Annotated in this window: 11 protein-coding genes and 1 pseudogene; 11 read left to right on the top strand and 1 reads right to left on the bottom strand. The window is 52.6% G+C overall.

Features of this window, described 5'->3' with window-relative positions:
• The first annotated feature begins 145 nt into the window (after positions 1-145).
• From RRF56_RS01905 to RRF56_RS01870, 8 genes and pseudogenes are all read left to right on the top strand, one after another.
• A complete protein-coding gene (locus tag RRF56_RS01905) occupies positions 146-1,342 on the top strand; it encodes an endonuclease/exonuclease/phosphatase family protein (RefSeq protein ID WP_317033710.1) in 1,197 nt (398 codons plus the stop codon).
• A 92-nt stretch (positions 1,343-1,434) separates the two neighbouring features.
• Positions 1,435-3,354, top strand: a complete 1,920-nt coding sequence (locus RRF56_RS01900) for a DEAD/DEAH box helicase (RefSeq protein WP_317033709.1) — start codon at positions 1,435-1,437, stop codon at positions 3,352-3,354.
• Positions 3,355-3,360: 6 nt separating this feature from the next.
• Positions 3,361-3,837 carry a hypothetical protein gene (locus RRF56_RS01895; protein ID WP_317033708.1) on the top strand — a complete coding sequence of 159 codons (477 nt, stop codon included), beginning with the start codon at positions 3,361-3,363 and terminating at the stop codon, positions 3,835-3,837.
• Positions 3,838-3,908: 71 nt separating this feature from the next.
• Positions 3,909-4,346, top strand: a pseudogene (rnhA, locus tag RRF56_RS01890) (ribonuclease HI); the annotation flags it as partial.
• A complete protein-coding gene (locus tag RRF56_RS01885; protein WP_317033736.1) occupies positions 4,326-4,505 on the top strand; it encodes a tyrosine-type recombinase/integrase in 180 nt (59 codons plus the stop codon). The pseudogene rnhA and the gene RRF56_RS01885, both read left to right, overlap by 21 nt.
• A gap of 155 nt (positions 4,506-4,660) precedes the next feature.
• The gene (locus RRF56_RS01880) at positions 4,661-5,911 is read left to right on the top strand and encodes a hypothetical protein (protein ID WP_317033707.1); all 1,251 of its coding nucleotides are present in this window, start codon (positions 4,661-4,663) and stop codon (positions 5,909-5,911) included.
• A gap of 64 nt (positions 5,912-5,975) precedes the next feature.
• Entirely contained in the window at positions 5,976-7,298 is a 1,323-nt protein-coding gene (locus RRF56_RS01875; protein ID WP_317033674.1) for an IS701 family transposase, read from the top strand.
• A 212-nt stretch (positions 7,299-7,510) separates the two neighbouring features.
• Positions 7,511-8,507, top strand: a protein-coding gene (locus RRF56_RS01870) for an IS1 family transposase (RefSeq protein WP_317033706.1) whose coding sequence is annotated in 2 segments (ribosomal slippage) — positions 7,511-7,870 and positions 7,872-8,507 — 996 coding nt in all. Because the reading frame shifts where the segments join, the coding sequence is not laid out codon by codon here.
• Positions 8,508-8,651: 144 nt separating this feature from the next.
• On the opposite strand, the gene RRF56_RS01865 is transcribed toward RRF56_RS01870, so the two are convergent.
• Positions 8,652-8,918, bottom strand: coding sequence for a hypothetical protein (locus RRF56_RS01865; RefSeq protein ID WP_317033705.1), 267 nt, complete (start codon positions 8,916-8,918; stop codon positions 8,652-8,654).
• On the opposite strand from RRF56_RS01865, the gene RRF56_RS01860 reads away from it, so the two are divergent.
• From RRF56_RS01860 to RRF56_RS01850, 3 genes are all read left to right on the top strand, one after another.
• The gene (locus RRF56_RS01860) at positions 8,911-9,063 is read left to right on the top strand and encodes a hypothetical protein (RefSeq protein WP_317033704.1); all 153 of its coding nucleotides are present in this window, start codon (positions 8,911-8,913) and stop codon (positions 9,061-9,063) included. The genes RRF56_RS01865 and RRF56_RS01860 overlap by 8 nt on opposite strands.
• Before the next feature lie 22 nt (positions 9,064-9,085).
• Complete coding sequence (tnpC, locus tag RRF56_RS01855) at positions 9,086-10,453, top strand: IS66 family transposase (RefSeq protein ID WP_317033703.1); 1,368 nt, start codon at positions 9,086-9,088, stop codon at positions 10,451-10,453.
• 494 nt (positions 10,454-10,947) lie between these two features.
• On the top strand, positions 10,948-13,179 hold the full coding sequence (locus RRF56_RS01850; RefSeq protein WP_317033702.1) for a hypothetical protein: 2,232 nt from the start codon (positions 10,948-10,950) through the stop codon (positions 13,177-13,179).
• Positions 13,180-13,219: the final 40 nt, after the last annotated feature.

Genomic DNA, 13,219 nt, shown 5'->3' with positions numbered 1-13,219 from the left:
GCAAGATGGTAGTCGCTGAAGTGGCAGCAGGGAAAAAATTGTAGAAGTTTAATTAACAAACATTAGTTAAATACAGGTAGCTCTAATCCTAATCCTGCCAAAGCCACTATCCTTAAACCATAGGACTATTCTCAAGGTCTAACCAATGGCTGATTTAACTGCTGATGAATGGTCAAAGGTTAATGCTATTTTGGCAAGCGATCCCTATAAGTATGGCATTCCTCGGCGTACCTATGGCTCTGCTGTACTAGGGTCTTTCAATATTCGTAAATTAGGCAAGGCCAGCAGTCGAAGTACAAACACCTGGGACTTCCTCGCCCACATTTGTAAACACTTTGATTTGCTATCCGTTCAAGAGATTATGGGTGACCTGGAGGGCTTTGAGAAGTTGGTGAGCCTTATGGGGCCTGAGTATAGGTCTGTTGTTTCCGATAAAACTGGGCAATTCCCTGGTGAGCAAGGACTAGGTGAACGTTTGGGATTTATCTATAACCGAAACCTCATTCACCTAGGCAACATCATTTCTGATATTTCCTATGACCGCACAAAGGTTCTCAAGACTATTGTTGACAACTACAAAGTGCTGGTAGAAACAGCTACGCCTTACGTCAAGTATCTTCAGGCCCGCGATGCATGGCAGGAAAACCCTACTGGCCCTGAGCCGAAAGCCCCAAAGGTTCAGATTCCAGTCTTTTTGAACTTTATTCGTCAGCCCTTCAGTGCCAGCTTTGAGATAGTCGGGCACCCCGAAACAAAGCCCTATCAAATTATGGCGGTCAATGCTCATCTTTATTTTGGCAATTCCGTTGAAGATCGCCGTCAAGAATTTGATGCCCTAATGGAGTGGATTCTAGGTGGGGTACAGGAGAAAGACAATACAAGTTTCCCAAATTTTATCCTCATGGGCGACCTCAATTTATGCTTCAGCAATCCAGCGAGAGATCGACCTCGCATTGAGAGACACATTAAGACCTTTAATCAAAATATGCAGGCCGCTGGCAGCGGTATCAACGTAAACTTTCCCTTTTTGGATATACACAAAGGCTTCACTGAACCATTCCGTACCAATGCACGTTTGAGTGAGACATTCGACCACATTGGCCTGTTCAGCCATGATCCGCGTCTTCCCTCCTATGATAAAAACCCAGAGATGGGGCCTGAACCACCCCAAGGCCCAGATTATGGTGTCGTGAATTTTGTTGAACTCTTTCGTGAAGCCCTTGAGGTTCCGCCTATCGAGAGCTTAACTAACCAAGACAAGAAAGACTTCTTTAGAAAATTTGAGCATGAGGTGAGCGATCATCTTCCTATTTGGTTGCGACTGCCATTACCCGAGGTTTAACTTAACAGGCTTTTTGGTGTGTTTACGGTGTGCCTGCTAAGCTTTGCCTCTGTTCTGGGGATAACTAATTACACCGGCCCATCCCAGCATCTATGGCTCTCACCATTCCCGAATCCATCCCATCCAAGTCCAGCGAGGGCGAAAAGGCGCTATTCAACGTCCTAAAAACCAAGCTGTCAGAGGATTTCACTGTTTGGTATGAGCCCCGCCTACAAGGCAACCTCTACCCCGACTTCACCATCCTTAGCCCCACCTTTGGCCTGCTGATTATTGAGGTCAAGGGGTGGTTCGCTGGCAACGTCATTGAGGCAGGGGAGCAATTCTTTAGGGTCAAGGGTAGGCAGGGCATCGAGAGCCACCAATCACCCCTTCGCCAGGCCCACGGTTACTTCTGCACCGCTGCTGAGCGCTTCAAGGGCTACCCTATCCTCCGCAACCCAGACGGCAACTATGAGGGCAAGCTCGTCTTCCCCGTGGGCACCGCTGCTGTGATGAGCAACATCACCGAACCCCAGGCTCATGAGGAACACATCTACAACTTCCTTCAGCAGCCCCAGGTCGCCTACCGGGATGAACTACTGGAGTGGGAGAACTACAGCCACGAGATGCTGGTACAGCGGCTGCGGGATATGTTCAAGGTCTATTTCGACTTCCCAGCGTTGACGCTAGACCAGGTGAATACGATCAAGGGCTGTCTGCACCCCGAAACCGTTATTAAAACTAAGCCTGCTGGCCCCCAGAGCGTGCCTGCTGGTGTGACCCTGCCCGAAGGCAGTACCGCCGTTGTGCCCCTCGACCTCGACCAAGAGCGGCTGGCCCGCAATATGAAGGATGGCCACCGGCTTATCTCTGGAGTGGCTGGTTCTGGCAAAACCCTGATCCTTCTGGCTCGTGCCAAAGTGCTGGCCAACCGCCTACTCGACCAGCGCATCTTGATCCTGTGTTTCAACATCACGCTGGCCGCCCACCTCAGGTCGCTCCTCCATGGCGACACGATGAACCCCCAGTACCAAGACCGCATTGAGGTCATGCACTTCCACGACTGGGCCAAGTCAATCCTGGGCCGACTGCCTCGCTTCAATAACCAGGACAACTACGATGAAATCCTTGGTCAGCACGTTTTAGCCGCCCTCCAGCAGCTCCCCCCAGAACAACATTGGGACTCCATTTTGGTAGATGAGGCCCACACCTTCACCCGCGAATGGTTTGAGTGCTGCGCTGCTGGTCTCAAAGACCCAGAGAATGGCGATCTAGTGGTGGTTTCCGATGGCAACCAAAGCCTCTACAATCGGGCTAAGTTCACCTGGAAATCTGTCGGCATCAAGGCCCAGGGCCGCACGATGAAGCTGGCTCAGAACTACCGCAACACCCGCGAGATTCTAGAAGCCGCCTGGATGGTGGTACGCAATACTGACCAAGACCTCACAGACGATGCCACATTCCCCACCGTTGAGCCTAAAGCCGCCCTGCGCCAGGGGCAACGACCAACCCTCTACCAAGCTGGCACTAGAGCCAAGGCTGTAGATGTGGCAGTGGAACAGGTGCAGCGCTTGGTGATGCTGGGATACAGCCCCTCAGAGATTGCCATCCTCTACCGGAAGAATCAGGATAAGGCTCTGTTTAACTCCATGCTGAAGCGCCTAGAAGCCCTGGGCCTGCCGGTCTACTGGGTCACCGAGAATCAGGAAACCAAGGTCAACTACAGCGCCCGTAAGCCAGGGGTGAGAGTGATCACTACGCTATCGGCACTAGGCCTGGAATTCAAGGCGGTGCTACTGCTGTGGGTCGAGCAGTTTGAGGATTGTTTTGCTGAGGCTTTGGATGTGCGATCGCTGGCGAGAAGGCAACTGTATGTGGCCATGACCAGGGCACAAGATGAATTGCATTTGGTGGCTGGAGGGAATGCTGCCGTGGTTAATGCGTTAGGAAAAAGTGAAGCACTGGACAGTAAAACCAATCACAGTATCGAACCCCAAGCTAGACAGTCAAAACTCTCGATGCAATCAAAATAGTTAGTGATGAATCAAATAGAAGTAAAACACCGTGACAGTGTTCTTAGAGCTTATTTTAAGGGGCGAGATTGGGATAGAAATAATGAACGCTACCTGAAACAAAAATTTGTAACCAATAGCGCTAGCTTTATACCTGACTATTCCTATCTTATTGATGATGAGTGGGAAGTTGAGCCTAGTCGAGCGGAACAAGGAAAAGGTGATTTACTGTTCACTGATGGGGCAGGTCGTTTTGCAGTAGTTGAGGTTAAGTGGATCGACTTAGAAGGCCCTAACGGCAGTCGTACAGGTTCAACACGACGAGTAAGCAATCGCAAAAAGAGAAGGCAAGTTGAAGAACAAGCTGTCAGATATGCTCAAGCTTTGGGCAGACTGCTTGACAGCTTTAGTGAAATCGAAGGCTACAGCTACACTAATGTAGAAACCACGCCTCAGCTTCAGACTAAATTAACACCGGATGATATTCCTGAAATTCATGAATGATGATTGATACCATCCATAGTCGAAATCGAAGAATTTGATGAAATAAAATTTCAAGTTTGCTAACTATAATCATGGCCCAACCTCTCAAACCAGTTACCATCTACACCGATGGAGCCTGCATCGGCAACCCTGGCCCCGGCGGCTATGGAACAGTGCTGCTCTATGGTGAACACCAAAGAGAGCTATCGGGTGGCTATCAGCTGACAACAAATAACCGCATGGAGATGATGGCGGCGATCGTTGGCCTCCAGGCACTAAAGCATCAGTGCGCTGTGACCGTCTACTCTGATTCCAAGTATGTCGTCGAGGCCATCATGAAGGGCTGGGCAGTGCGCTGGCGGTCTAAAGGATGGATGCGAACTAAGACTCATTCAGCAGTCAATGCTGACCTCTGGCAGCAGCTCCTAAGCCTCTGTGAACAGCACCAGGTCGAGTTCCGTTGGGTCAAGGGCCACAGCGGCAATGTGGAGAATGAGCGGTGCGATCGCCTGGGCCTGCGCGGCTATAGCACCCACAGCAACCGGCGCAACTGGGCAACCCGGCTTGATAAGGCAGGGGTGCGGCTGAAGGCGATCCAAGACTTGGGCGGGTGGTCATCGATGGCGGCGCTACAGCGATACCTCGATGTAGCGGAGGAGGAGAAGGTAGAGGCGATCACACAACTATGACCGTTCAAGTAGCACCATTCTTTCCCTGTTTGTGAGGACTCTGCAAAGGGCTTGGCAATAGCAATATCCCATCGATCTGCCAGGGCAATCTAGTGGCAGGGAACTATCTCGACTAGCACGACTCTTTCGCCCCCTGCGCTTGGGGAAATAACGCAATGAACCTTTGGGATCACGCTAAACAGCTTGCAGACGCGGCATCGGAGAAAAAGCAACACATCGGCAACCACCTTGATAAAGCCGTTGCGGTTACCAAGCAGGCAACCGAAGAGATAGCGACTACCAGTGCACAGGCCTTGCAGCAGGCCCAGCAGGTTGCCCAAAAGACTGTTGAGCAAGGGGCTGAGGGGTTAGACAATGCGATTGGGTACGTCAAAACTGTTGGCGAAGGCGCTCAGCAAACCGCTCAAACGCTGACCGTTACTAGCCTAGCCACCCTTCATGATCTACAGAAGACCGGGCAGCATCAATCTCAGCAAAGCCTGGAGGCGATGGGCAAGGCTCTAGAAGAGTGGCAGGGGACGATCGCAGCCCTAGGCACCTCCGGCATGGTCACCGCCAATGCCCTTAAAGACCTGCCCCGCACGGCTCAAGCGCTGGCCCAGGAAATGCCTGCCTTGGCGCGGCGATTGCAACGGGCGGGCACCCGTTTGGGCGATGCCCCGCGATCGGATGCCGACATGATGGGGCTGTTCGACAAAATTCCGGGTACGTCTAAACTCGGGGCCAGCGAGCGCGATATTCGGGTCTTTTTGTCAGATAAGCATGGCAGCCACATTCACGCTCACTCTAAGGGGGGTGGCAATGGGGCTGAGAATATTGTGTGGGAGCTGGGCACAGACAATATTCGGCGCGGCGCGGCCACGATGACGGGGGGCGAACAGACCTACATTCGCTTCTACAACGCCGTGGATTCGGTGCTGAAGAACTCGGCGACGATCGCACGGCTGGGTCTAACGGCCACGGGCACGGCAGTGCTGACTCAGGCGCTGGTGACGGCGCTGGCCTACACCCTAGACCTCTACCGGGGCGACATTACGGTGGATGAGTTTCGCGACAAAATCGTGGCGGCAGCGGTTAGCGCTGGCATTGCTACGCCGATCTTTTTTCTCATTCTGGTGGCGGTGATGGCGCTGTTCCCTGAGATTGTGGTGGTTTTGTCGGCTCCTGCGGTGATTTTGGGATTCAATGCGCTGTTTGGGGTGGGTATTGCACTGCCGATTGTGCAGTCGGTTGTTCGCCATGTGGAGGCGGGTGGCTGTGGGGATGAGGCCAAGGCCCAGTATGCGGAGGCGATCGCCCAGGGGAATGCGCTGCTAGAGGCCTCATCGCTGGAGGTGCAGCGGTGGTGGCAGCAGTTGTTTGCCGCTGCCCCGATGATAGCCAATGAGGCGATCGCGGAGACTTAGCGCTCTTCAATGACTCTGGCGGTAGATAATTTAGGGTAAAAGGGCTGAGAGCTAGGCAGACGTGATGACAGCGCCCCGTATGGCCAGACCGACTGTGAGGTTTGTAGACGAATATTGCGAAAGTTACCGTGACTTATTTGTCGAAGTAAGAAGCTTTGAAGCATTTAAGCATCTGCATGCGGGGATGATTTCGGAAGCAAAGCGGAAATCGCTACCTACTATTGCGAAGGTTGCAGGCCTACCCAATGCCCAATCATTGCAGCAGTTCTTGGTCAACTCTCCCTGGCAGGCAAGAGACCTGAGACAGCGACGCATTGAGTTGATTCTTGCCCTCGTGGCGGGCCGCAAGCTAGTCCTAGTGATTGACGAAACCGGAGACCGTAAGAAGGGACATGTCACGGACTATGTTAAACGGCAGTACATCGGCAACTTGGGCAAAGTAGAGAACGGCATTGTCTCAGTTGATGCCTATGGTGTCCTTGACAACATCACTTTTCCCTTGACTTTTGAGATCTATAAGCCAAAAGAGCGATTAAAAGCGGGAGAGTGTCATCGCACCAAACCTGCCATCGCCGCAGCGATGGTTCAAGACCTCTGTCAATTGGGCTTTAAGTTTGAGTTAGTTCTTGCCGATAGTGCCTATGGGGAAAGCGGGAGTAGTTTCGTTAGGACACTGCATCAATTAGAACTCCCCTACGTGCTTGCGATTCGCTCCAACCATGCTGTGCTATTGCCCAAGGAGCAACGGGTCAGGACCAATCGCTGGCGCGAGTATGACCGGCAGTTCAGTGATGGTAAACGCGAAACTCGTTTTATTCGAGAGATCGTTTATGGCAAACGCCGCGCTCAGCGCTACTGGCAACTAACGACTGACAGAGACGTTTTACCGTCGGCTTCAACCTGGATGGTTATGACTTGGGTTAAGGGTCTGTCTTACAAACAGGTCGGAGACCTTTATGGCCTGAGAAACTGGGTGGAATATGGCTTTAAGCAAAGCAAAAACGAACTCGGATGGGCTGACTTTCGAGTGACCGACTATACCTCGATTGAAAAGTGGTGGGAGATTGTCATGAGCGCTTATTTGATGGTCACGTTACACACACCACCGATGCGACCTAAGGGAACTATCCCACCGGAACAAGATGATTCAGGTGTAGTCTTGTCGTTTACCCATCATTCAGCCTGGGGCGCAGGGAATGGATGGAAGAACTGGCTCAATAACTTACGCCTGATTCTGTTGCCCTGGGTGAGTTCAAATCTGTTGAAACCTTGGCTAAAGATTTTTCCGATCCCCAAGTTGGAACAAGGATTTCAGACGCTCACAGGGCTCATGAATCTGTTCCCAGGTGCGTCTATTACAAATCCACAAAAACTTTCCTCTGCTTAGAGTCATTGAAGAGCGTTAGAGTGTTCCAACTAAATACTTGTCCAAGATCTCAACGCGACTGCCCCGGTGGGCCTAGTTCGTGCCCTGAAAGTGGATGCTTTTTTAGTTGGGATACTCTTAAAGGGGCGACAAAACCAACCCTCGGTCTCAATTGGCACTGGTCTGCTAGACGGTGATGAGTAAAATGACTGTAGTGCAACTACTTCAGTCTCATGGATTGTCCTTACTGCCAGAGTCAACAGGTCGTAAAGAATGGTCGGGAATCGCTCTCAGATGGCACTGTGCTTCAGCGCTATCGGTGTAAAGGGTGTAGCAAGTGCTTCAACGACCGAACCGGCACCCCGATGGCTCGCCTGCGAACCCCCAGTTCAGTGGTCGCGACTGCCCTCAATGGTCGCAGCGAAGGGCTGGGAGTACGAGCGACAGGTCGCCTGTTTGGGACGTCGCACTCCACCATTTTGCGCTGGGAAGAGCGGTTAGCCCGTCAAGCTAACACCTGGTCCCCCCCAGCCCCAGGCGAACAAGCGGTGACGCTGGAAGGCGATGAAGTCTACACTCGCGTGGGCGAGAACCGTCCCCCCCGCTAGCTCTCAGGGATGGACGATTCACTTTATTGAGCGCCAGAGCCGCTACTGGGTGTCAGCGATAGCAGGACACAAAGATGAACTGCTGTTTCAGCGGGGAACTCAACAGGCCTGGCAGTGGGCGCAAGCGTGCTCTTATATCCGGTGGTTCACTGATGGTGAGTGGCGCTACGCCAAAGCGTTGTGGGACTTAGCCAGTGTCTATCTGGTGCTACGCAATTCTCCGAGTGCCTATCGCACCCGAAAAGTCTGGCGGTATGGCCTGGAAGTAGCCATGAAAGTGAAAGGGTCTCAAGGCCTGCGGCGAATCGTGTGGGTAAGACCAGAGCATCCCTACACCGCCGTTAGCCCGCTAGCCGAGGTGCATGCCAACCATAACGAGGCTCACAATGCGGCCTTAAGGCGGCGATGCAGCGCTTATCGTCGGCGTCAAAACCTCTATGCTAAAACGCAAGACGGGTTGCAGCGAGCCTTAGATGTCCAACGGATCATCCACAATTGGGTTAGACCACATTGGGGATTGGGGAAACAGACGACTCCGACGATGGCAATCGGCCTATACAGTCGCCCGCTATCCACCCATGAACTCCTCGGTATGAGAGGGTTTCCATGCATCTCCTCTTAACAGACCAGTGCCGTCTCAATTGCTCACCATCCTTCTGTATCTTTTTCTTTTCTTCAACTTCTCTGACCTCTTAGGCGCTAACTTTTCGGCGGTCTAGGAACTATTGGCGGCACTTCACCATGGCCTAGCCTGTCCGTTCGTCGTCTACAGCAAAGGAGAAAAATTGAAATCTTTGGCTAACCTCGGGTGGAAATATTTGGCGGAAGGCTGCTTCGGCACTGTGGTTATGGGACGGGAGCAGCGATAAAGATGCGCTGGAGGGAGATTGTCTGGATCAGGTTTTGCAGGTTGATTTTGACGACGCAGCCACCAGAAATAATCGACTTGACAACAATGAGCGGTCAGTAGGGCCAACGACACCGTCAAACCCATCGACCAGGAAGCATCCTGCGCCATCGCCGGAATGCCCATGATGGAAGTGTGGAAAGCGAGCACGGTGTTCGTCGTTAAGCGCAGCCTCTCGGCGGGCTGTGCCGGGATCGGTAACCCCCCCTTCATACCGCGACAATTCCTTGATGGTAATTGCTCAACTAGGTTGACGGGTGCCAGTGAATGAGAGAGGGTGATAAACTTTTGGCATGAAAGACCTGCCGCCACTAGAAGGCCTCAGTTCTAAGGAGAAAGATGCTCTAATTCGAGAGCTGTGGCAGATGGTGCAAGCGTTGCAGGCAGACGTCGAGCGGCTTAAAGGCAAACGCCCCAAGAAAACGTCGCGCAATTCGAGTTTGCCACCGGCGAAAGGATTTAAGCCTAACTCAGAGGGTTCTAAGCCAAGCCAAAGCGAGCGAACGGCGAGTGTGGGTCGAGCGGGAGGTGGCCGAGACCTGAGCGCATCACCTGACCAAGTGGTGGTAACACGAGTGAACCGTTGCCCTCATTGTGGCAGCGAGGTGGAGCGTGCCCATCAACAGCTCAAAGCGGTGTATGAACGGATTGAATTACCCCAGGTTCGGCCCCAGGTGACTCGGGTCGAACGCTACGGCGGGCAATGTGCGTGCTGTCAGCAGAGCTATGAAGCTCCCGTGCCAGTCAGGTTAGAGCCTGGTTCGCCCTTTGGTCAAAGTATCGCCAGTGTACTGACGTATCTGAGGTACGGTCATGCGGTGAGCTATCAACGGCTGAGCCAACTGATGGGAGACCTGTACGGGGTGACAATCTCGGAAGGCGCAATTGCGAATCTGCTCCAGCGGGTTCGAACCCAACTGGCCGCGCCAGTGGCACAAATTGTCGAGCGTCTGCGCCGTGCCCGTCTGGTGTGCAGCGATGAAACGAGTGCTCGCCTCAATGGTCGTAATCAGTGGGAGTGGGTGTTTCAAAATGAGCAGGTGTGCCTGCATGTGATTCGCCCCAGCCGGGGGAAAGCCGTGATTGATGAGACGATGGCCGGGCACCGCCCCCAGGTCTGGGTCTCCGATTTATTCAGTGCGCAAAAGGCCCATCCTGCTGAGCAGTGGCAAGTCTGTCTGGCCCATCAACTCAGGGATTGTCAGTATGCCATTGACGCAGGTGATGACCTGTTTGCCCCTCGGATGAAGCGGTTGTTACTGCGCGCGATTGCCGTGAACCGACGACGACATCAGTTGGCTGAATCAACCCTTCAGCAGTACCGGTCTCGATTGAGAGGCAGCCTACGGGAGATCTTGAATCTGAAGCCCAAGTCCCTCGAGGGTCAGCAATTGCTCAAACGCTACGTGAAGATTCGGGAGCATCTGCTGCTGTTCCTAGACGATGAGACGGTGCCGCCGACCAATAATGCCAGTGAGCAAGCCCTGCGATGGAGTGTGGTCTTTCGCAAGGTCACCCATGGCTTTCGCTCCGACTGGGGCGCAGAGTTGTTTGCCCAGGTGCGCTCGCTGGTGAACACCGCTCGTCGGCAGGGTATGTCTGCCTTCGAGGCCATTTCTCGTGCCCTTACCTCAAACCAGGCTGATTGGCTACTGAGTTGAGCAATTACCCTTGATGTTCTTCGACGACGCTGAGGCTAACATCAACGACGTCCTCATCCAACTCGCCACCAAAACCGAAACTCTTGTACCCTTATTGGTGCAGAAAACTTTTTTGAGTCTCATGATGGACGGCCCAGATGGTTAAAATAGCGGCTGAAACCCACTGCCTTCGTTTAATTCCTTGAGAAATCTCAAATCTTCTGTCTCGGCAAGAATTATTTATTCATAAGGCTTTCAGAAGTTTTCTGCACCACTAAGCTCTTGTACCGAAACCCTAATGTTGGCCTAGGCTGAAGATCCCAGCAATAGACAAGTCTCGTTGCGGTACAGCAGATCAGGCTTGAACGATAGGCTTCTGACCAGGCAGGGCACTTTAGGCAGAGACGCGGTATGTCTAGGCATCTTCACAGTCCTAAGGCTACAACTGAAAGAGTTGTAGCCCTGTCCCAGAAATTTCTGAATTCTTTTTTACAGCATTCACCTCTTCAATTCCTATGACTTCCAGAGCCAACCGTGTTGCCAGTATCATCGAACGCCGTTCTAGTTACCTGCCAGAAAAAATGGCGATGGTTGAGCGAGAACTCCAGGCTAGAGCCTCAGCCTTGTATAGCTTGGAGTCTCGGCGGGATGCCCTGCTGCAAGAGCACATCGAACCCAAGGTGACAGAACACTTACAGGCGATTAAGTTTGGTGATTTACAAGGGCGAATTCGGGCAGAGTTGCTAGTTTTATCGAAGCTGAGAGGCCGTTTCTCCCGCGAGACTCTGAATATTGGCGTGATCGGCCTGATGGGGCAAGGCAAAAGCACCCTGCTCAAAAGCCTAAGCTGCCTGACAGACCGAGAAATTCCGGCCTATGAGGGGGCGGCTTGCACGGCGGTACGCAGCCTCGTTACCAATCGGGAAGGTCCGGTGGAGGTTAAGGTGGTCTTCCATTCGGAGAATACCTTTCTGGAAGAGGTGATCCATCCCTACTACCAGGCGCTTAACTTAGACCCGCTGCCCTACAGCATTGATGAGTTTGAACACGCGGCACTGCCCGATCAGATGCCAACCCGTGCTACCGATGAGGCCATTTACAAACACCTCAAGCACGACTATCACCAAAACCTGCCCCACTATAGGCACCTGCTCTCCTTTGGGGCCGAGCCGCAGGAGCGGTCTATCCCCGTTGATGAGGTCCCCAGCTACGTTCGCCAAGAACGCAATACTCACGGTGATCTGGAGTCCTTCAAGCATTTGGCGGTAAGAGAGGTCAAAATCTTCTGCCCCTTTGGCAATACCGATGTGGGGCAGGTTGCCCTAGTGGACGTTCCTGGATTGGGGGATTCCAAGCTAGGTGACGAGAAAATCATGCTGGAAACCCTCGGCAAGACCGTGGATGTAGTTGTTTTTCTGACTAGGCCCGACCCCCAACGGTATCAGTGGCGCAAGATCGACACAGACCTGTACGATACCGCCGCCCAAGCCTTAAACAATCTCCCTGGCAGAGCCTTCATGGTGATTAACCACAGCCGCAGAACCGACAATCTTAAAGCCTGTGAGTCGCTGAAAGAAACGCTCAACATGAACATGGTCCGCTGCCAGATTGCTGACTGCGCCAATCTTGAGGATGCCAATCAAGTGTTTGATGAGGTGCTCAACTACCTGGCTGACAACATTCTGAACATTGACGAGGAATATGCACGCCAATGCCAGGAGCGATTGAAGGGGATTCAAGCAGATATTGATGTTATTGTGCAGGCGTCACAAAAGGTATTTTGGGGCGTGGATGGCGATCCCAGTCGCGCCATTACCGAGGCTTTTGATGATTTGTTTGGTACGGATCGCGATGGCTGGTGGAAAGAACTGACCATTGCGTTTCAAAAGCTGCGCCTTGATTTTGCCCAGCAGGCTAAGCTACCCGCCGACGGCCTACAAAATAGCATTGATGCGGTCTATCTCAACTGTAAAGAAGAGGCCGGGATTCTTACTGTAGACGATTCAGAGGCGGAAATTCAGGAGCAGATTAAAGCCAGCAACCCTATGAAAGCCTATGGGGACTACCGCGATCAGTTGAGGACGCTGTTGTCGGATCACTTCAGTGCGCTGGATGAGGGACTAAAAGCAACCACGGATGCCCTGAAGAAAGAGGTTACAGAGGTACTGACCGGGGTGGGTCGCCTAGAAACTCTGGCTGAAGCGCCCGACGGCACCGACTTTATTCACGCTCTGAGGACGATGATTGAGAACAATCATCCCGATCTCCAGCGATTAGGACAGGGATTAGCGATCATTGATGATTTTGAACTTTCCTACAACGGTCTGATTGAACCCCAAATCTATCAACATCTGATTCGGCTGAGCAATATTCAGTTGGATGAGGAGGATGCTGCTGAAGTTACCCTCAAGGTTGACCCTGGCACAACGGCGGAGCTGATCCACGCGGCCCTACGGATCGACTATGAACGCACCATAGCCCGCATCAAAGCGGCACTAGAAGAGTTGGTCTATCAGCCGAATATTGCGGCCTATGCCCGCATAGAGAAGTTCATTGATAACATCATCTACCAAAAGGAAGCCCAAAGGGACTGGAAAAGGTTTATGGGCCGTGTGAAAACTCAGGTTTGGCCAGAGGAAATGGGACGACTAGAGGAAGAAAGCACTCGACAACAGCACTGGTTAACGTGTGTTATTCGGCTAGAAGGGGCAAACCGCAAGGAGACTATCTCTTTCTTGCCTGACTGATATCGTTATTCGGCAGGTCGTTCCATTCTCCAATTCTCAA

Source organism: Nodosilinea sp. E11 (assembly GCF_032813545.1).
In the GTDB taxonomy this organism is placed as follows: Bacteria; Cyanobacteriota; Cyanobacteriia; order Phormidesmidales; family Phormidesmidaceae; genus Nodosilinea.
The sequence above is the reverse complement of the archived record's forward strand: the minus strand, read 5'-3'. Positions and strand labels throughout refer to the sequence as shown.

Coding starts and splice junctions, on each gene's coding strand:
- RRF56_RS01905 (WP_317033710.1), top strand. CDS start 146: ATGGCTGATTTAACTGCTGATGAATGGTCAAAGGTTAATGCTATTTTG.
- RRF56_RS01895 (WP_317033708.1), top strand. CDS start 3,361: ATGAATCAAATAGAAGTAAAACACCGTGACAGTGTTCTTAGAGCTTAT.
- RRF56_RS01850 (WP_317033702.1), top strand. CDS start 10,948: ATGACTTCCAGAGCCAACCGTGTTGCCAGTATCATCGAACGCCGTTCT.
- RRF56_RS01880 (WP_317033707.1), top strand. CDS start 4,661: ATGAACCTTTGGGATCACGCTAAACAGCTTGCAGACGCGGCATCGGAG.
- RRF56_RS01875 (WP_317033674.1), top strand. CDS start 5,976: ATGACAGCGCCCCGTATGGCCAGACCGACTGTGAGGTTTGTAGACGAA.
- tnpC (WP_317033703.1), top strand. CDS start 9,086: ATGAAAGACCTGCCGCCACTAGAAGGCCTCAGTTCTAAGGAGAAAGAT.
- RRF56_RS01865 (WP_317033705.1), bottom strand. CDS start 8,918: ATGGGCATTCCGGCGATGGCGCAGGATGCTTCCTGGTCGATGGGTTTG.
- RRF56_RS01900 (WP_317033709.1), top strand. CDS start 1,435: ATGGCTCTCACCATTCCCGAATCCATCCCATCCAAGTCCAGCGAGGGC.
- RRF56_RS01860 (WP_317033704.1), top strand. CDS start 8,911: ATGCCCATGATGGAAGTGTGGAAAGCGAGCACGGTGTTCGTCGTTAAG.